Raw genomic sequence first — 19,926 nt, 5'->3', positions numbered from 1 at the left:
CCATGCTACAGGTTGTAAAACATATATGTAAAAAAACTGCCAGGCTCGTTACATTGTTGCTGGCCATTAGCATCATTACCTTTTCACTCGTAAGCTTTTCCCCTATTGATCCCATTCAAGCTTATATTGGTGCCGATATGATGAGAGTAGGTCCTCTGCAGCAGGAGAAGATTGCTGAGTATTGGGGATTAGACCGGCCTCCTGCTGAGCAATATATCCACTGGGCAACGTCAGTTTTTCAAGGTGATTTAGGTACATCGATGATTTATCGCCGTCCTGTTATAGAAATCATTAGTGAAAAATTTATTAGCAGTATGGCTTTGATGATGATTGCCTGGACTTTCTCCGGGTTAATCGGTTTTTCTATGGGTATTTTAGCCGCCATGAAAAAGGGTAAATTGGCAGATAGATTGATCAAGTGGTATTGTTATACACTTGCATCGACACCGACATTCTGGATGGGCCTCTTGCTGCTAATGGTTTTTGCTGTTTGGCTAGAATGGTTTCCAGTAGGGATGGGAGTGCCAGCCGGGATGCTTGCTGAAGAGGTGACACTTGCAGATAGATTGAAGCATGTACTGTTACCTGCATTAACGCTCAGTATGGTCGGTGTAGCAAATGTGGCTTTACATACGAGACAGAAACTAATTGAAGTTCTTTCAAGTGATTATGTGCTGTTTGCCACGGCTAGAGGGGAAAAGAGTTTTCCGCTGCTTTGGCGGCACGGCATCCGAAATATCGCCCTTCCAGCCGTCATGCTGCAATTTGCTTCCTTTAGTGAGCTGTTTGGCGGGGCTGTTTTAGCCGAGCAGGTATTTTCCTACCCTGGTTTAGGCAAGGCAACGATTGACGCAGGGCTGCGCGGCGATGTGCCACTTCTCTTAGGAATGGTACTCTTTAGCGCTGTTTTTGTATTTTTCGGAAATATAATGGCTGATGTGATCTCCTACCTCGTTGATCCAAGGTTAAGGGAGGGAAAATCGCTGTGAACAGTATGGTTTTTAACAAACGGCAAAAAACTGTGTTGGGACTTGTTTTCAGAACTTTGTTTTTAGCCGGTGTTATCTTATTGGGTTTATTTCTTAGTAATGAACGAATGGCCACTAACCTAGATATTCGCAATCTTCCCCCTTCATTTAACCACCCATTTGGGACAGATTGGCTTGGTCGTGATATGTTCACCCGCACGTTAAAGGGGCTGATCATTAGCCTAAAAGTAGGCCTTACAGCAGCCTTAGCAAGCGTGGTGATTGCCCTTGGTTTAGGGATTATGGCGGCAACAATGGGAAAAGCGGTTGACAGTATCATTTCGTGGCTTATTGATTTGTTTTTAAGTGTCCCCCATTTGGTTACTTTAATCTTAATTGCTTTTGTCATGGGCGGTGGGTTAAAAGGGGTGATGGTTGGACTGGCGCTTACACATTGGCCAAGCCTCACGCGGGTCATCCGGGCCGAGGTCTTGCAGATTCGGAACTCTGAGTTTGTTCATGTCTCACAAAGGTTAGGAAAATCACGCTGGTTTATTGCGATAAAACATATCTTGCCTCATCTGGCTCCGCAGTTTTTTGTCGGTCTGTTTTTATTATTTCCCCATGCGATTTTGCATGAAGCGGCAGTAACCTTTTTAGGGCTGGGGTTGTCGCCACATCAGCCGGCGATTGGAATTATCCTCTCGGAGTCAATGAAATATCTTTCAACTGGAATGTGGTGGCTCGCCTTCTTCCCAGGCCTATGCCTGCTAATCATAGTTCGTCTGTTTGAATCAGTAGGCGAAAGGCTTCGGGCAATGGCAGACCCTCGCCATGCTCATGAATAGGACCATAGCTTAAATCTGTGAGGTGCTCTGGTATATGCCACTTTTATCAGTGAATAATTTAAATATCGCTTTTACAAAATATATAAAAGGTTTAAAACAGGAAGAGATTCAGGTGATTAATCAGTTGAATCTAAGCATCGATGCAGGTGAAATAGTTGCTGTAGTTGGTGCCAGCGGGTCTGGGAAGAGTTTATTAGCACATGCCATTCTCGGTATACTTCCTTCAAATGCAAGGATGACGGGCAACATTTTCTATAACGATGAAGAACTAACAGATGTGAAAAAAGTAGCAATAAGAGGTAAGGAAATTGCACTTGTTCCACAATCGGTCCAGTTTCTAAACCCTTTGATGAAGGTAGGGGCCCAGGTTCGGTCTATTCATAATAAGAAGGAATCAGTGTCCCTCCAGAAGCAGGTTTTTGAAAAATACAAATTATCGTCAATTGTTGAAAAACTCTTACCATTTCAGCTATCAGGAGGAATGGCACGTCGGGTTCTTGTGTCAACTGCGGTCGTAAGCGGTGCAAAAGTAATCATTGCTGACGAACCTACTCCGGGGCTTGATTCTGAGGTTATTAAAGAAGCGGGCAGATCCTTTAGGGAATTAGCGGACAATGGCAGTGCGGTCATGGTGATTACGCATGATATTGACTTTGCTCTTCAGTTCGCCGATAAAATAGCCGTTCTATATGCAGGAACAACGATTGAATTAGCATCTGTCCATGACTTTACTGGCGATGGTGAAAAGTTAAGACATCCCTATACAAAAGCGTTATGGCGGGCTCTTCCACAAAATGATTTTTTGCCAATAAAAGGTTCTCAGCCGCTGCCAAGTGAAATGCCAAAAGGATGTCCCTTTGCCCCGCGCTGTGAACTTGCTGTCTCCTCCTGCTCGGATGAAATGCCGAAAAAAAGGTTACTCCGCGAAGGGACGGTGTGGTGTCATCATGCAACTTGAAGTGAATAATCTAGGATTTGGCTATAAAAAGAATACGTATCTTTTCCGAAATCTAAATATGGTCCTTAAAGCTGGTGAAATTGTCGGTTTGGCGGGTCCAAGCGGATTTGGTAAAACAACCTTTGCGCGAATTCTCGCTGGATATCAGCAGCCGTTGGAAGGTACGATAACCTGGAATGATGCGCCGCTACCTAAAACAGGCTACCATCCTGTTCAACTAGTCTTTCAACATCCAGAAAAAGCCGTGAATCCAAAATGGAAGATGAAGCAGATTTTGAATGAAGGCTGGGAGCCAGATCAAGCGCTGCTAGATCAATTAGGAATTGCCGAAGAGTGGCACGCGCGCTGGCCGAATGAACTATCAGGGGGCGAGCTGCAGCGATTTTGTGTAGCAAGAGCTTTAGGACCGAAAACACAATTATTAATTGCAGATGAAATGACTACCATGCTAGATAGCATCACTCAAGCACAAATTTGGGAGGCAGTCCTGGATCAAGCCAAAAAGCGCAACCTCGGAATCCTAGTAATCAGTCATGAACAACCATTGCTTGAACGGGTATGCAGTAGAATTATAGACATGACTAGTGTATAATAAGCCGGTACACATAGCAGGCAATTCGAAAGGACATACACATCGCATGACGATACATGTCCTTTTTTGTATTTCGCATGGGTTCGCACGGGGACGGTTCTCCTGCTTCCTTTTGTTATGGAGGATAACGTTAATAGATAGATTTTGAGATATCAGCGAGAGTTCTATGTGTTTTACAAATACTTACAATTCACTTTCTATCAATTTGCTTTATAATAAATGAAGATAATCATATAATAAAGGATATGACCATTGACCGGTTAATAATTATAAATGATAGATTTCGAGGAGCTGAAATCATGAAAAATAAAGCTGTCATCCTAGGATGTAATTACTATATAGGTTTAAGTACGATTCGTTGCTTGGGTACGAACGGAATTCACACCGTTGCAGTGGATTATTCGAATGAAGGAACGTACGGTGCAAAATCAAAATACACCTCTGAGCGTTTAATTGTTCCCCATTATAAAGAACAGAAGCAGGATTTTATTCAATACTTGCTTGATTATGGCCGAAAACAAGATGCAAAGCCCGTGTTAATTCCATGTCATGATTCCTATGTTGAGGTAATTGATGAGCATCTGGAAGAGTTAAGAGAGGTTTACTTGATTCCGCAAACAGAACAAGGTCTGTATACAAAAGCGATGAACAAAGAAGTATTGCACCGAATTGCGAGCGAAAAGGGTGTAAACGTTCCAGAAACTGTTCGAGTTTATGAAGAGAATTTATATGAAAAGGTAGAGACGATCCTTGGCTATCCTTGTATCGTAAAACCAACAGACTCCCCTTCTTTTGTTGCGAAGTTTAGAAGGAAAATCTTTAAGGTTCATAACAAAGAGGAATTAGCTGAAGCATTGCAAAAAGCGAAGGATGCTAATTTGGAAGTCATCGTTCAACGGATTATTCCTGGATTTGATGACCATATGTACACGTTTGATGCCTATCTGAACCAAGAATCGAAGGTAACTCATTGGGTTACAGCACAAAAATTCCGTCAATATCCTATTAACTTTGGTGCGTCTGTGTACACGATGCAGCGCTATGTTCCAGATTTATATGATATTGGAGCGAAATTTTTAGAGGAAATCGGCTGGAAAGGCTTTGCTGAAATTGAGTTTAAAAAGGACGCAGAAACGGGTAAGTATTATTTAATTGAAATCAATGTTCGAATTACGAACTTTAATACGATGCTTAATAAAGTGGGGATGAATGTTCCATATATCACTTATATGGAATTGATCGGCCAGCCGCTTGCGCCAACTGCATTAAAGGAAGATAAAAACATTGTCTTCTGGTACGGGTATGAAGATCTGTTAGCGGTAAGAGATTATATTAAAACAGGCCAGCTTTCAGCGGGACAAGTATTCAAGTCTTACTTTAAAAAGCACGCATACGCGATTTGGGATTGGAAGGATCCAGTGCCTGCCATCTCTTATGCTGGAATGATTGCTGGAAAAGTCGCTAAAAAGCTAACGAAAAAGTAAAAGATTAAAATAAGTGGAGGAGTTGATAAAATGCTAGCAGCTGAAGTAGTAAAAGGTCTTGATTTTGAAATCGTAAAAGGTGACGTAGATAAAGAAATAAGCTCTGTTGCCTTTAACTCTCGTGAAGTAATCGAAAATAGTATTTTTGTAGCCATTTCTGGCTTCACTGTTGACGGACATCATTATATTGATAAAGCAATTGCCAATGGGGCTGCAATGATCGTTGTCGAAAAAGATGTTGTCATTGAGAAAGACGTTACCGTTCTAAAAGTGGCTGATACGAGGAAGGCATTAGCATTGGTTTCTGCAAACTTTTATCAACATCCTACCGGAAATCTAAATCTTATTGGGATTACTGGAACGAACGGAAAAACCTCCACCACTTATTTTATTAAATCAATTTTTGAACAGGCCAACCAATCGATCGGTCTAATTGGTACGATCGGAACGTTGATTAATAATGAAATTAGAGAGACAAAGAATACAACACCAGAATCTTTACATTTACAGCAGATCTTTAAGGAAATGGTCCTGGCAGATACAGATAACTGCATCATGGAAGTATCTTCCCATGCGTTAAGCCTGAAGCGTGTAGCTTATTCTAACTTTAGAACGGCGATTTTCACAAACCTTTCACCTGACCACTTGGAGCTTCATAACAGTATGGAGGAATATTTCGAGGCGAAAGCTGAATTATTCACGATGGCACAGGATTATAATGTGGTCAATGTCGATGATGAATATGGCCAAAAACTAGTAAATAAAATTCGCTATTATGATACAAAGCTTGTAACCTATGGAATTGAAACCGAGTCTGATATATATGCAACAGATATTAAATATGGACCGGACTACACAAGCTATACAGTTCATACGCCAAAGGGAAGTGTTGACGTTACTGTTAATATACCAGGTCTTATTTATGTGTATAACAGCCTAGCGGCGATTGCATGTGCATATTGTAACAATATTAGCTTGGAAGATATCCAAAAAGGGATTAATAAATTGCCAGGCATTAAGGGCAGATTAGAGACGGTTTATAAAGAAGATGACTTTAAGGTCGTTGTTGATTTTGCCCATACAGAGGATGGTTTAGAAAAGGCACTTACGACGTTAAGACCGCATACGAAAGGGAAATTGATCTTAGTATTCGGTGTCTATGCGGCCAAAGGCGAGTTAGGCAGTGATAAGCGCAAAGCGATGGCGATGGTGGCCTCACAGTACGCTGACCTCGCGATTGTAACGTCTGACAACCCGAAGGACCAAGACCCAAATGCCATCATTGCTGAGATTATCGAGGCTATGGATGAGGCGGGCGGGCGTTATGAAGTATTTGTTGACCGTAAGGATGCGATTGAGCGTGCGGTTGACGCGAGCGGCAAGGAAGATACCATCCTGATCGCGGGCAAAGGGCATGAAACCGCACAGATTATTGGCGACAAGGAAATTCCGTTTAATGAGACAGAAATTGTGCTGAATGCAATTTTAAATAGAAAACAGCTAGTTATTAACTAACATCTGGTAAAACAAATGTTACGTAACGAAAGGTGATTATATATGTGTGGCTTCGTTGGCTTTGCAGACACAAGCTTAGCAGTAGATAAAGCAGCAACGATCAATAATATGATGGATACGATTGTCCATCGCGGACCGGATAGCGGCGGTGTTTTTACAGATGACCGCGTTGCCTTTGGCTTTAGACGTTTAAGTATCATTGACTTGCGTGATGAAGCAAGTCAGCCTATGTACAATGAAGACAATAGTCTTGTGCTTATTTTTAACGGTGAAATCTATAATTACCAAGAGCTAAGAAAAGATTTGCTGGCTAAAGGTCATGTCTTTCACAGTGAAACAGACAGTGAGGTGCTAATCCACGGTTATGAAGAATACGGCGTGGACCTTCTGCAAAAATTACGAGGCATGTTCGCTTTTTCTATCTGGGATGCGAAGAATGAAACCATGTTCCTTGCACGCGATTTCTTTGGAATTAAGCCGCTTTACTATACGCAAAACACAGTGGATGATTCATTTATTTTTGGTTCAGAAATTAAATCATTTTTAAAGAACCCGTCTTTTAATAAAGAGTTAAACAAGAATGCGTTAAAGCCTTATTTAACCTTCCAATATTCTGTATTAGATGAGACCTTCTTTAAAGGTGTGTACAAGCTTAAGCCTGGCCATTATATGCTATATAAAAACGGCAAAATCGAAACTAACTCCTACTGGGACGCTGAGTTTGATGAGCAGGAAAACAGCTTAGAGCATTATGTGGAAAAGATTAAGGAATCGTTGAAAGAATCTGTAGATTATCACCAAATTAGTGACGTTAAAGTAGGCTCGTTCTTGTCTGGCGGGATCGACTCAAGTTATATTACGTCGCTTCTAATGCCAAACAAAACGTTCTCTGTCGGCTTCCAAGACCATGAGGGAATCTTCAACGAAACGAATTTGGCGGCAGAGCTGTCAGATATCTTAAAAATTGAAAATCATAAATCAATCATTAATGCAGATGATTGCTTTGATAAGCTTCCTACGATTCAATATCATATGGACGAGCCGCAGTCTAACCCCTCTTCTGTACCGTTGTACTTCCTAGCAGAGCTGGCTAGTCAGCATGTAACGGTTGTGTTGTCAGGAGAAGGTGCCGATGAAATCTTCGGTGGCTACGAGTGGTACCGCCCTACCCCAGCAATGGCGAAGTATGAAAAGGTGCCATTCGGTGTTCGACGTTCTGTCGCGGCTGTTGCCGAGAAGCTTCCGCAAAATCGCATTACTGGCTTTTTAGCAAAGGGCGGTAAAACGGTTGAAGAAACGTTTATTGGCGAAGCGAAGGTTTGGGATGAAGAAGATGCTTTAAAGGTATTAAAGGACGACTATCGACATGGTCCATCCGTTCAAAGCATTACCAAGGAAGTATATGACAAGGTTCAAGGCAAAGATGATGTAACGAAAAAGCAGTACATTGACTTAAAGCTTTGGCTTCCAGGAGATATTCTGTTGAAAGCAGATAAAATGAGCTCTGCTCATTCAATTGAGCTTCGCGTTCCATTCTTAGATAAGATGGTTATGTCATTAGCAGCTAAGGTTCCTGCTGCCTTACGTGTAAATGATGAAAATACGAAGTTTGCACTAAGAACAGCTGCAAAGGAATCATTGCCAGAGGCATGGGCAAACCGTCCAAAGGTAGGCTTCCCTGTTCCGATTCGTTATTGGCTGCGTGAAGAGAAATACTATAATCTTGTAAAAGAAATGTTTGCTTCTGATATGGCTGCGGAATTCTTCAACACAAACGAATTAATGAAGTTCTTAGACGAACACTATGCTGAAAAGGCAAATCATGCCCGTTATATTTGGACAGTCTACGTATTCCTAGTTTGGTATAAAAAGTTTTTCGTAGAGTTGTAAATTTTCAATTTAAAAGAAAAGGAGGATGATAGGATGTTAGCGAAAAGCTTAGGTGTGATCGGAGGAATGGGCCCTAAGGCAACCTCAGTGTTTTTTGACAAAGTGGTAGAAAACACAGTTGCTCACAAGGACCAGGATCATATCGACATGATCATCCTAAATCATGCCTCATTACCAGATCGAACAACAGCGATTCTAACTCATCGTGAAGAAGAGTTTTTACAGGCTGTCAGCAGGGATTTTAAATTGCTAGAACATGCAGGAGTCTCTAATATCGCGATTCCTTGCAATACGTCACATTACTTTTACGATAAAATGCAAGCCATGACTCAGATTAACATTATCAATATGGTCGAAGAAACGATAAAAGAAATTCATGCTGTTTATGGAGAAAATAGTAAGATTGGAATTCTCGCTACAAAAGGAACCATTCGCACGGGTATTTATGAACAGTGGTGCAATCAATACAATATGCAGCTCCACCTGCCAACTGAACTGCAGCAGGAACAGGTGATGGATATCATCTATAACAATGTTAAAGGTGATTTAGATGTGGATCCAACAGAGCTTGAGAGCATGATTCATGACCTCATTTTTGAAGAAAACTGCAGTTGTGTGATTTTAGCCTGTACAGAATTATCCTGTATTAAATTAAGTGATGAAGCGGAAAGCTATGCGGTCGATGCCATGGGTGTTCTTGTTGAAAAATCAATTGAACGGTCAGGCAAAAGCTCAAAAACGGCAGAAAAGAAAGCTCTGACTACGATTGGACAATAAATCATTGAAGGAGGGACTTTAAGATGTCAGCAAATAAGAGCGTGAAGTTTGAGGATTTTTTACAAGAGTCCTTTGAAGATGGGATCAAATTAAGAGAATTACGATTATCTTCTGAAGAATTACTTTATGTAAAAGAGAAATTTCCAGGAGCGGTTATTAAAAGTGCTTCTACTCAGGAAGACCTTGACAGAAAAGCTTGGTATGAAATCAATCTCTCCCCTAACAATGAAGGTAACGAGCTGGAAGTGGTTCAACTTGAAAATGAGAGATTGAAGCAAGAGCTTGAGAGCTTGAAACAGTCAATGAATATTGTGACAATAAAGTAAAACGGGCGCCATTTGGCACCCGTTTTTCTTTTAAAGAATTCCTATGGAAAAACCTAAACTTTAATTGGAGCCTAATGTAAAATTTAACCGAGCTTTGATTAGGTTTTTTTATGAAGAAATTATGCTCGTTTTTCAAACAGCTGGGCTATTCCGACGATAGTTTTGACCGCCTTGATCATATTATCAACGGAAATAAATTCATATTTTCCGTGGAAGTTTTCCCCGCCAGTAAAGATATTAGGCGTTGGCAGACCCATATAAGATAGTTGCGATCCATCCGTGCCGCCTCGGATTGGCTTGATGATTGGCTGAATATCTAAGCTCACCATTACCTCATGAGCAATATCTACAATTTCTATAACCGGTTCAATTTTCTCTTTCATGTTGTAATACTGGTCGGTTAGTTCAAGGGAAATAGAGCTTTTACCATACTTTTCTTGAAGGTTTTGAACGATGGTTTCAATCGTTTCTTTTCTCGAATTGAAGGCTTCTTTGTCAAAGTCTCTAATAATATAGTATAGCTTTGTTTGCTCAACATCGCCGGTGAAGGAAAGCAGGTGATAGAAGCCTTCGTATCCCTCAGTGTGCTCTGGAGCCTCTTTAGCAGGAAGCTTGCTTTGCAGTTCTATCGCAATTTTGATTGAGTTTACCATTTTATTTTTCGCTGTACCTGGGTGAATATTGGTCCCATTGATGGTGATCTTAGCAGCCGCTGCATTAAAGCTTTCATACTCCAACTCGCCTAATGGACCGCCGTCTACTGTATAAGCATATTTCGCGTTAAATTTTTCAACATCGAACTTATGCGGCCCGCGGCCAATTTCCTCATCAGGTGTGAACGCAACGCGGACCTTACCATGCTTGATCTCTGGATGCTGGATTAAGTATGCCATTGCGGTCATAATTTCAGCGATCCCTGCTTTGTTATCCGCTCCTAAAAGCGTCGTACCATCAGTAGTGATTAACGTGTGCCCTTTATAGCTTGGTAGACTTGGGAAGTCGCTTGGTTTCATAATCACATTTACGCTTTGGTTGAGAACGATTTCGTTGCCATCATAGTTATCGATCACTTGCGGATTTACATTTGTACCGGTGAAATCAGTAGCCGTATCCACATGTGCTAGGAAGCCGATTGTCGGTACATCCTTTTCTGTGTTCGCAGGCAAGGTTGCCATTACATAGCCATTTTCATCGATTGTCACTTCTTCCATGCCAATGGACTTTAGTTCTTCTACCAGCATGTTTGCTAACGTTAACTGCCCAGGAGTCGAAGGACAAGTCTCACTGCTCTCATCCGACTGCGTATCCACTTTTACATAAGAAGTAAACCTCTCAATAATCTCATTCTTCAACATCATTACACTCCCTTCAGTATGTACGTTTTTATCATAGCATTTTCGGGGGCGTGGGACAGCATTTTGGTTGCTGTATCGTGAGATACTATCGGATAGCCGAGAATTAGTTGCGGATGGCCGGAATTAGTTGCGGATGGCCGGAATTAGTTGCGGATAGCCGAGAATTAGTTGCGGATGGCCGGAATTAGTTGCGGATGGCCGGAATTAGTTGCGGATGGCCGGAATTAGTTGCGGATAGCTAGAATTAGTTGCGGATGGCYRGAATTAGTTGCGGATRGCCGGAATTAGTTGCGGATGGCTAGAATTAGTTGCGGATGGCCGGAATTAGTTGCGGATGGCTAGAATTAGTTGCGGATAGCTAGAATTAGTTGCGGATAGCCGGAATTAGTTGCGGATGGCTAGAATTAGTTGCGGATAGCCGGAATTAGTTGTGCTCATCTTTTACTAGGTGAAAAGTAAAAACTTTTATTCAGGTCTAAATAATATGAACGGTTTCTAAATGTTCCGGTACGCCTTAGATTCATACTACTCAAAATTCGATGTGCAGTGTATTTATCCTCAATCTGCAAAAACTCCCGACACTCCCTATTAGTAATTGTCTTTTTACAGATCAAAGACCACTCCCATAGAGCCCTGATATGTGCTTTGTTATCGTTCACCTCACAAAATCGGCAGTGCCAGGTTCTAGGAAGTTTAATCATGCCGATTTTACCGCAGTTTGCACACCTGACTCCTGGCAAGATATCTGTAGAAGGAATTTGATAGGATTCGCAAATCGGTTTGGGGATGTAGGGACGATGACTTCTAACTAGCTCAGCAGATAGCCATTGAAAGGCATCAGCATCCAACTTCCTGTCCTTCAGGGGTAAGCTGTTGATGAACGGCGGGATCGTATTTGGAAAAAGAAGAGTGGTGTTAACGGGCGGAACACTTACAATTTGTTTAGGATAAGCTAAGACAACGGCGCCATAAAGAGGAAGGTGGATATTTCGGTTGTGCAACCAGGCGGTCAAAAGCTCAAGATTGCGCTCAAGTTGTACGACTGGACTTTCAAAGGAGCTTATTTGGCCATGTTCTTTCGTAGCAACGAGTTGCGGAGGATTGTCTTTAAATTCTAAACTTCCGCCAATGTTTTTCGTTTCGAGGACCAAGCCGTAATAGGGCGTAAAAAAATAATGGTCTATTTGAAATAGGGTGTCAGAGGCGAGTGATAAACCGTGGATGATGTTGTTTTTAAAAGGAAAGGTGTATTTATCGAAAATTTCTACTACTCTTTTTTCCCCGCCAATCCCTGCTTCAACCGAAGCCCTCTTGCTATCAAAAACAGGCAGCATAGGGTGCTCCGGATCTATCCTGCTTTGTACTGCATTTAAACCATGTAAGGTTAGCGATTCAGAACAATCTTTTAGATTAATATACATTCACCTCCGAAAAATTAGAATCACCTGCATCGTAGCATACTGGCCCTATTCCTACTACCCGATTTGAGAGGAGTTAATATTTTTGTCATATTTAGACAACAGATTGAGATTGACCATAACGGTCAAAAGAAATATACTGTAATTGACTCAAGTGGTCAACGAGAACAAACGAACAAACAAACCACCCACAAAACCCACAATCAAACACAACAACAAACACAACAATCAAACACACCAACAAACACGAAAGGGGCATTAGTATGTTTTCAAAGTTTTTCAACTTAGATAAAGAAAAGCAGAATCGGATTGTCAATGCAGCAATGAAGGAATTTGCACAGAAAGGATACGATCGTGCCTCTACAAATGAAATAGTCAAAGAAGCAGGAATTTCAAAGGGATTATTATTTCATTACTTTCAAAATAAAAAGCAGCTTTACTTATTTCTCTATGACTATTTTATGGAGGTTCTAACAGAGGAAATTTATAAAAAAATTGACCTAAGTGATTCTGATTTTTTTGTCAGAATCCATCGCGTTTCAATGGTGAAAATGGATGTGCTCAAGGAATATCCGGAGCTTTTTAAGTTTATCGAAATAGCTTATATGGAGGAGTCCAGAGAGGTAAAGGCGGAGTTAGATAAGAGGAAGAAAGAATTTACAGACATTAATGTCAACCGCATATATGAAGGAATTGACGTAACAAAATTTAAAGAAGAAATGGATATCACAAAAGCCCTAAAGATTATCACTTGGACCTTTGAAAAATTAGGCGAAGAGGCTATGTACAAGGCAAAACTGTCACCCAATCACGAAATGGACTATGATGCGGTTTTTAAAGAATCAGAAGAATACATCGAGATGTTAAAAACATGCTTTTATAAGTAGAGCTAGTCACAAAAACAGGGAGGTCTCACGAATGAATGTAATCGAGATTAAAAACCTTACTAAGACTTACGGAAAAGCACGCGGGATATCTGATATTAGTTTCAACGTGGAAGAAGGAGAAATCTTTGGATTCATTGGTCCAAATGGTGCTGGTAAGTCAACGACCATCCGGACGCTGCTCTCACTCATCTACCCAACGAGTGGCAGTGCAACGATTTTTGGCAAGGATACGGTTAAATTCGCACCGGAGATTAAGAAGGAAATTGGCTACCTGCCATCTGAAGTCTTTTATTATGACAATATGAAAGTAAAGGACCTGCTAAACTATTCAGCTAGCTTTTATAAAAAGGATTGCAGTAAGAGAATCCTAGAATTAGCAAACGTGATGGATCTCGATCTTAATAAAAAAATTGATGATCTTTCTCTGGGAAATAAAAAGAAGGTCGGTATTGTGCAAGGGTTACTGCATTCACCGAAGCTGATTATTCTTGATGAGCCGACGAGCGGGTTAGACCCGTTAATGCAGCAGAAATTCTTTGAATTGCTTGAGAAGGAGAATAAGAATGGGGCGACCATTCTATTTTCTTCCCATATATTAAGCGAAGTACAGCGCTTATGTAATCGTGTTGCGATTATTAAAGAAGGCAAAATCGTTACGGTTGAGAAAATTAGTACTTTAAAAGAAAATACCTATAAAAAGTTTAAAATTGAAACGAGTTCACCGCTCGATTTTGACTATTTTACGATTAGTGGGGTTAATAAGCTTGAAAGAAAGGATAATATCACAAGCTTCTTATTTAAGGGAAATGTTAATACCGTGATGAAGAAAATCGCTGATATTGAAATTACCAATCTATGGATTGAAGAGCCAGATCTTGAAGAGATCTTTATGCATTACTACGAAAAGGAGGCATAAGCGGCGATGAATATTTTTTTGCATGAAATGAGGGCATATCGGAAGTCAACGATCATTTGGTCAGTAGCGCTAATGCTCATAGTCGTTCTATTTATGTCGATGTTCCCTGCTTTTTCAAAGGATGCAGAGAACTTCACGAAACTACTAGAAGGCTATCCGCAGGCAGTGAGAGATGCTTTTGGAATCAATCTTGAAAATTTCTTTTCGATTCTAGGATATTATACTTATGCATTGACCTTTATCACTCTTTCAGGAGCAATACAGGCAATGAATTTAGGTACTTCAATTGTTAGTAAGGAAGTTCGCGAAAAGACGGCAGATTTTTTGTTAACAAAGCCAGTAACAAGGACGGCAGTTCTAACAAATAAATTATTGGCTGCACTAGTATCGCTTATGATTACGAACATATTCTATATTGCTGCCGCCAGCTTTATGGCCTTTCAAACGAAAACAGAGGACTTTAGCTACAGTATTTTCTTGCTGCTTTCACTTACGATGTTTTTTATCCAGTTGATTTTTCTAGCACTGGGAATCATCATTAGTGTCCTTGTTCCTAAAATTAAATCGGTATTGTCGATTTCCCTTGGTACAGTGTTTGCTTTTTATTTTCTAGGGATGATTAGTTCAACAACTGGTGATGAAGCAAAGCGGTATATTTCACCATTTAGATACTTTGAACCTGCTTATATTATGGAAAACTCCAGCTATGAAGCATCATTTTTGATTGTCGGGCTGGTATTCATAATAATGGCGATTGGCGCAAGTTATTTTGTGTATCGAAACAAGGACATCCACGCGGTTTAGTGCGAAACGGAGGAGTCAGTGATGAATATTTTTATAAAAGAAATGAAGTCCCACCGCAAGTCGCTGATCATTTGGAGCATTGGTATGATCCTTATGGTAACGTCAGGGATGAGTAAATATGCGGGGCTCTCGTCTTCAGGTCAATCAATGAACGATATGATGGCGCAAATGCCAAAAGCGATTCAGGTGGTGCTGGGAGTCGGTACCTTGGATTTATCGAAAGCTAGCGGATATTACGGAATTTTGTTTATCTATTTGTTATTAATGGGAACCATCCATGCAGCCATGTTAGGAGCAACGATTATTGCAAAAGAAGAGCGGGATAAAACGTCGGAGTTCCTATTTGTAAAGCCGATTTCGAGAATTCAGATTATTACGGCGAAATTATTAGCTGCATTTATGAATATCATCATATTAAATCTCGTTGCATTTTTATCATCTATTATCATTGTCGGGAATTATAGCAAAGGTGAAGCCGTAAGCGGGGAAATTGCGATTACAATGGCAGGACTATTTATTCTGCAGCTCGTATTTTTGGTCGTCGGAAGCTCTATTGCCGCGGTTAAGAAGCGACCTAAGACAGCAGCATCGATTACGACTGGAATTCTGTTACTGACCTATATCTTATCCGTTGCCATTGATTTAAATGAAACAATAGAGAGCTTAAAATACCTTACACCTTTTAAGTATTTCGAAGCAAAAAATGTCATGTATGGAGGCGGGTTCGAGCCCATCTTTATCATCATCTCAATACTCATCATCGCTACACTGTCTATTGTAACCTACACAGCTTACCAAAAAAGAGATCTAAACGTCTAAGAACAAGCCATCCAGCTTGTTCTTTTAATTATTGGCTGTGTTAAAGGTGAATGTTGATTATGATTTTTGTGAAATTTGCGAGACTCCTGCAGGAACACGAGCCAGGTGAGACCCCACAGGTCGGCACGACCGAGGAGGCTCACGGGTGAGCCTGCGGAAAGGGAGAAAACTTTCGCAAAAATCAACACGAAACAATAACACAGCCAAATTTTTAATAACGTACTGATAGTGTTAATATGAATAGTGATATTGTAAAAGGAGGAATAATGATGTCTACAGAAAATCAAAACCAAACGTTACCGCCAAAAACATGCTCGATTGAGCGTTTAGTTACGATGAAAGCTGATGTACAGAAAGTCCTAACAGGTGAAAAAACAGCAACGCGCCGAAATGGCAGATATGCCGATCCGGGCGAAATTATGACGCTTGAAGGCCGCGAGTTCGTCGTTGACCGCGTGTATTCACAATCATTAGGTGAACTGACAGACGAAGATGTACGCCGCGAGGGCTACCCTACGGTTGAAGAATATAAGGAAGCAATCCTTTCCTATCATCCAGGAATGCCGTGGTTACCGCAAATGCGTGTCTGGGTCCATGAATTTCGCCCTGTTCAGGAATAAAATAAACCCTAAGCATGTAGCCTTCCTAATAAAAGGCACATGCTTATTTTTTTTTGCTATAATACGGGTATCGAAATAGTCAAAAAATTCCTACATGATGTATGAGGCAGAGGTGAGAGGGTCATGCAATTTTTATCAAAATACATAAAAAAGTATTGGAAGATGTTTAGTTTAGCGGTGTTATTTTTAACCTTTGAAGCCATCAGTGATTTGCTGATGCCGACAATTATGGCAAAGATTATTGATGTAGGTGTTGCTGGCCGTGATATCAGCTATGTGCTGAAAATGGGCGGCGTAATGCTGCTGATTACCCTTTTCGGGGCTCTCGCTGCTTCAAGCAGAAGCATTATGGCCAGCATTGTCTCGCAAAACTTTGGTACGGAGTTAAGATCGGATTTATATAAAAAAATACAAAGTCTGTCATTCAATAATCTCGATCGATTTGAACGGGCCTCTTTAATCACCCGGCTGACAAATGATGTGACACAGGTACAGGTCTTTGCCAATGGCCTGATGAGGATCTTTGTTAAAGCTCCGTTAATTGCGATCGGCGGCTTATTTATGGCCACGAGGCTCGACATTCAGCTTGCGGTCGTCCTTGCGGTTGTGGTACCAGTGGTTGCAGTATTTATTGTCATGAACCTACGGCTTGGATTTCCGCGCTTTGCCCGCGTACAGAAGGCACTGGACCGTGTGAATGGTGTGATGAGGGAATACCTCTCAGGCGTGCGTGTCGTAAAGGCGTTTAACCGCTTTGATGTAGAGATTAATAAGTTTGATCAAACAAATGAGCATTTTATGGAGCAATCCGTTGCTGCCGCGAGATTAATGGCGGTGTTTGGCCCTGCAATTATGCTGACCGTCAACCTTGGGATTGTTGCTGTTCTCTGGATCGGTGGCTTTGGGGTCAATAACGGCACTATACAGGTTGGAAGTATTGTGGCGTTTATCAACTATATGACACAGATTCTTTTTTCTTTAATGATGATTTCAATGGTGTTCACGATGTTTGTGCGGGCAAAAACCTCAAGCGTCAGAATTGGCGAGGTGTTTGCCGAAGAGGACCAGTTGACCTGGAAGGAAGAGAATCATGTGGTTGAATCGCAAAAAGGAAGGATTGACTTTGAAAATGTGACCTTTTTCTATGAGGGTTCGAGTGATGAAGCAATCTTAAAAAATATTAATCTGGGGATTTTACCAGGTGAGACCGTTGGTATTATTGGTTCTACTGGTTCGGGGAAAAGTACGTTGGTGGGGTTGATTCCACGTTTTTATGACACGACCGAGGGAACGATTAAGGTTGATGGAGAAGACATCAGGGGCGTGAATCCAAAAAGGTTAAGAGAAAAGATTGCCATTGTTCCGCAAAAAACAACCCTTTTCACAGGAACAGTAGAGGAAAATATTAAATGGGGCAATGAACAAGCAAGTATGGAAGAGTTAATAGCGGCAGCAGAAATCGCTGGTGCTCATGAATTTATTTCTGATTCTCCTGAAGGCTATTTAACGAGAATTGGCCAAGGGGGCGTCAATTTCTCCGGCGGTCAAAAGCAAAGATTATCAATTGCCCGGGCATTGATTAAAAACCCTGAAATCTTAATCTTGGATGATAGTACAAGTGCAGTGGATGTCGCAACAGAAGCGAAAATAAAAGAAGGATTAAAAAAATATGCCAAAAGCCTGACCTGTTTGCTTATTGCTCAGCGAATTTCGTCTGTGATTGATGCCGATAAAATTGTCGTCATGGACCATGGTGAAATTACTGGTGTGGGCAAGCATGAGGATTTGCTAAAAGGCTGTAAAGTGTATCAAGAAATCTACCAATCTCAGATGGGCAAGGAGGTGCGCTAATGTCAAAGGAAGGTCAAAATCAACCAACTTCCACGCCGCCGCCTATTCCTGGAAGACCAGGAGGCTTCGGAGGTGCTCATAAAAGAGGTCCGGTGGTGAAGCCGAGAAACTTCAAGGAAACGATGAAGAGGCTGTGGCATTACTTTGGAAATGAAAAAAGAATGCTGCTTGTTGTTTTTATTTTTATCGGCATTAGCTCTGCACTCACCTTGCTGGCACCTTTTTTAATTGGTAAGGCAGTGGATGCGATTAATCTAGACTCACAGGGTGTGGATTTTGGACTGCTTCAAGTGATGCTTTTTATTTTAATTACTGCCTTTTTATTAGATGCGGTGTTAAACCTTTTACAAGGATGGCTGATGGCAGGTGTTTCACAGCGTATCGTGAAGCGGCTGCGTGGTGCATTATTTCAAAAGCTTCAAAAGCTGCCTGTCAGCTTTTTCGATTCTCGTACACATGGAGAGCTGATGAGCCGGCTGTCAAATGATATTGATAACGTCAGCAATACGATCTCTCAGTCCACTACGCAGTTGATGTCGGGTGTCATTGTGATTGCGGGTTCATTAGTGATGATGCTTGTTTTGAGCCCGATTTTGACGCTCGCAAGTTTAGTTACGGTTCCTCTCGTCTTCTTCTTAACAAAGACAATTGCTAAAAGGACGAGTGTTCTGTTTAAAGCACAGCAGGTTCAGCTAGGTAAGCTGAACGGACATATTGAAGAAACGATCTCTGGAATTCATGTCGTGAAGGCGTTTAACCATGAAGAAAAGGTGATTTCAGAGTTTGAAGAGGTAAACAAAAAACTTCGTGATGTCGGCCTTAAGGCACAAATATGGTCTGGATTTCTAATGCCGATTATGAACGTTATTAACAATTTAGGGTTTGCTATGGTGGCGGTAATCGGCGGTTTATTAGCGGTTGACAATGTGATTACGGTAGGAGCTATTGCCAGCTTTATCACTTATTCCAGACAGTTTGTTAGGCCGCTGAATGATTTGGCAAATATTTTTAATATGCTTCAAGCAGGTGTAGCCGGGGCGGAACGCGTATTTGAGGTTCTAGATGAGCAGGAGGAACCTGAAGATATCGAGGGGGCAATTGAGCTAGTAAATCCTCGAGGACATGTGGTATTTGAAAATGTCAGCTTTGGTTACCGGAGAGACGTACCGATTTTGAAAAACGTTAGTTTTGAAGCAGAGGTTGGCAGCAGTACAGCGTTAGTGGGGCCAACAGGAGCAGGTAAAACGACAATCGTTAATCTCCTTACCCGATTCTATGACACGACCGGAGGCCGAATCCTGCTTGATGGACGTGATATTAGAGAATACACACGTGATAGTTTAAGAAGAAGCTTTGGCTTTGTTCTTCAGGATACGTATTTGTTTTCCGGGACGATCAGAGAAAATATTATGTATGGGAACCCAGAGGCAACAGAGGAAGAAGTGATGCGGGCAGCCGCAATGGCGAATGCCGACAAGTTTATAAAACGTCTGCCTAAGCAGTATGATACCCTCCTATCAGAAAATGGCGGAAACCTCAGCCAGGGGCAGCGGCAGTTACTGGCGATTGCCAGGGTTATTTTAGCTCATCCTGCTGTTCTCATATTAGATGAGGCCACAAGCAGCATTGACACACGCACGGAGCTTCATATTCAAGAGGCGTTGTTGACCTTAATGAAGGGACGGACCAGTTTCATTATTGCCCATCGTTTAAATACCATCCGTGATGCTGACACGATTATGGTGATTAACCATGGGGAGGTAGTCGAACAGGGAAGTCATGCTGAGTTAATGAAGAGCGAGGGAAAATATAGAGAAATGTTCATCAACCAATTTAAGAATGTCGAAATCGCTGTAGAGTAGTGATTAGATTTTTTAAATAATTTGTTTTGCCAGTCA

18 protein-coding genes are annotated in these 19,926 nt (G+C 41.3%); 16 read left to right on the top strand and 2 right to left on the bottom strand.

Features of this window, described 5'->3' with window-relative positions:
• Positions 1-2 precede the first annotated feature (2 nt).
• The 9 genes from BTR25_RS05400 (at position 3) to BTR25_RS05360 (ending at position 9,358) form a co-directional block, all read left to right on the top strand.
• Positions 3-989, top strand: a complete 987-nt coding sequence (locus tag BTR25_RS05400) for an ABC transporter permease (protein ID WP_075686894.1) — start codon at positions 3-5, stop codon at positions 987-989.
• 5 nt (positions 990-994) lie between these two features.
• A complete protein-coding gene (locus BTR25_RS05395; RefSeq protein WP_075687079.1) occupies positions 995-1,816 on the top strand; it encodes an ABC transporter permease in 822 nt (273 codons plus the stop codon).
• A 34-nt stretch (positions 1,817-1,850) separates the two neighbouring features.
• The gene (locus BTR25_RS05390; RefSeq protein ID WP_075686892.1) at positions 1,851-2,774 is read left to right on the top strand and encodes an oligopeptide/dipeptide ABC transporter ATP-binding protein; all 924 of its coding nucleotides are present in this window, start codon (positions 1,851-1,853) and stop codon (positions 2,772-2,774) included.
• Positions 2,764-3,366 carry an ABC transporter ATP-binding protein gene (locus BTR25_RS05385; protein ID WP_075686890.1) on the top strand — a complete coding sequence of 201 codons (603 nt, stop codon included), beginning with the start codon at positions 2,764-2,766 and terminating at the stop codon, positions 3,364-3,366. Before BTR25_RS05390 ends, BTR25_RS05385 begins: the two co-directional genes overlap by 11 nt.
• Before the next feature lie 299 nt (positions 3,367-3,665).
• Complete coding sequence (locus BTR25_RS05380; protein WP_075686888.1) at positions 3,666-4,850, top strand: carboxylate--amine ligase; 1,185 nt, start codon at positions 3,666-3,668, stop codon at positions 4,848-4,850.
• Between the two features lie 30 nt (positions 4,851-4,880).
• Entirely contained in the window at positions 4,881-6,365 is a 1,485-nt protein-coding gene (locus BTR25_RS05375; protein ID WP_075686886.1) for a UDP-N-acetylmuramoyl-L-alanyl-D-glutamate--2,6-diaminopimelate ligase, read from the top strand.
• A 42-nt stretch (positions 6,366-6,407) separates the two neighbouring features.
• Positions 6,408-8,255, top strand: a complete 1,848-nt coding sequence (asnB, locus tag BTR25_RS05370; RefSeq protein WP_075686884.1) for an asparagine synthase (glutamine-hydrolyzing) — start codon at positions 6,408-6,410, stop codon at positions 8,253-8,255.
• Positions 8,256-8,288: 33 nt separating this feature from the next.
• Positions 8,289-9,032 (top strand): cysteate racemase, encoded by a 744-nt coding sequence (gene cuyB, locus BTR25_RS05365; protein ID WP_075686882.1) that lies wholly within the window; start codon positions 8,289-8,291, stop codon positions 9,030-9,032.
• Positions 9,033-9,055: 23 nt separating this feature from the next.
• Positions 9,056-9,358 carry a hypothetical protein gene (locus BTR25_RS05360; protein WP_075686880.1) on the top strand — a complete coding sequence of 101 codons (303 nt, stop codon included), beginning with the start codon at positions 9,056-9,058 and terminating at the stop codon, positions 9,356-9,358.
• 119 nt (positions 9,359-9,477) lie between these two features.
• Here BTR25_RS05360 and pepT read toward each other — a convergent pair whose 3' ends face one another.
• Positions 9,478-10,710 (bottom strand): peptidase T, encoded by a 1,233-nt coding sequence (gene pepT, locus BTR25_RS05355; RefSeq protein WP_075687077.1) that lies wholly within the window; start codon positions 10,708-10,710, stop codon positions 9,478-9,480.
• Between the two features lie 437 nt (positions 10,711-11,147).
• Positions 11,148-12,134, bottom strand: a complete 987-nt coding sequence (locus tag BTR25_RS05350; protein ID WP_254842632.1) for a nuclease-related domain-containing protein — start codon at positions 12,132-12,134, stop codon at positions 11,148-11,150.
• 260 nt (positions 12,135-12,394) lie between these two features.
• Here BTR25_RS05350 and BTR25_RS05345 point away from each other — a divergent pair, with 260 nt between their 5' ends.
• From BTR25_RS05345 to BTR25_RS05315, 7 genes are all read left to right on the top strand, one after another.
• Positions 12,395-13,018, top strand: a complete 624-nt coding sequence (locus BTR25_RS05345) for a TetR/AcrR family transcriptional regulator (RefSeq protein WP_075686878.1) — start codon at positions 12,395-12,397, stop codon at positions 13,016-13,018.
• 31 nt (positions 13,019-13,049) lie between these two features.
• The gene (locus BTR25_RS05340; RefSeq protein ID WP_075686877.1) at positions 13,050-13,934 is read left to right on the top strand and encodes an ABC transporter ATP-binding protein; all 885 of its coding nucleotides are present in this window, start codon (positions 13,050-13,052) and stop codon (positions 13,932-13,934) included.
• A 6-nt stretch (positions 13,935-13,940) separates the two neighbouring features.
• Complete coding sequence (locus BTR25_RS05335) at positions 13,941-14,738, top strand: ABC transporter permease subunit (protein WP_075686875.1); 798 nt, start codon at positions 13,941-13,943, stop codon at positions 14,736-14,738.
• 21 nt (positions 14,739-14,759) lie between these two features.
• Positions 14,760-15,557, top strand: coding sequence for an ABC transporter permease subunit (locus BTR25_RS05330; protein ID WP_075686873.1), 798 nt, complete (start codon positions 14,760-14,762; stop codon positions 15,555-15,557).
• A 269-nt stretch (positions 15,558-15,826) separates the two neighbouring features.
• The gene (locus BTR25_RS05325; RefSeq protein ID WP_075686871.1) at positions 15,827-16,177 is read left to right on the top strand and encodes an ASCH domain-containing protein; all 351 of its coding nucleotides are present in this window, start codon (positions 15,827-15,829) and stop codon (positions 16,175-16,177) included.
• A 123-nt stretch (positions 16,178-16,300) separates the two neighbouring features.
• On the top strand, positions 16,301-18,028 hold the full coding sequence (locus tag BTR25_RS05320) for an ABC transporter ATP-binding protein (protein WP_075686869.1): 1,728 nt from the start codon (positions 16,301-16,303) through the stop codon (positions 18,026-18,028).
• Positions 18,028-19,890, top strand: a complete 1,863-nt coding sequence (locus tag BTR25_RS05315; protein WP_075686867.1) for an ABC transporter ATP-binding protein — start codon at positions 18,028-18,030, stop codon at positions 19,888-19,890. The genes BTR25_RS05320 and BTR25_RS05315 overlap by 1 nt, the downstream gene beginning before the upstream one ends.
• The last annotated feature ends 36 nt before the right edge of the window (positions 19,891-19,926 follow it).

Source organism: Bacillus sp. MRMR6, from assembly GCF_001940785.1.
In the GTDB taxonomy this organism is placed as follows: domain Bacteria; phylum Bacillota; class Bacilli; order Bacillales; family Cytobacillaceae; genus Neobacillus.
Note: the sequence above shows the minus strand (reverse complement) of the source record. Positions and strands in the feature narration are given on the sequence as shown.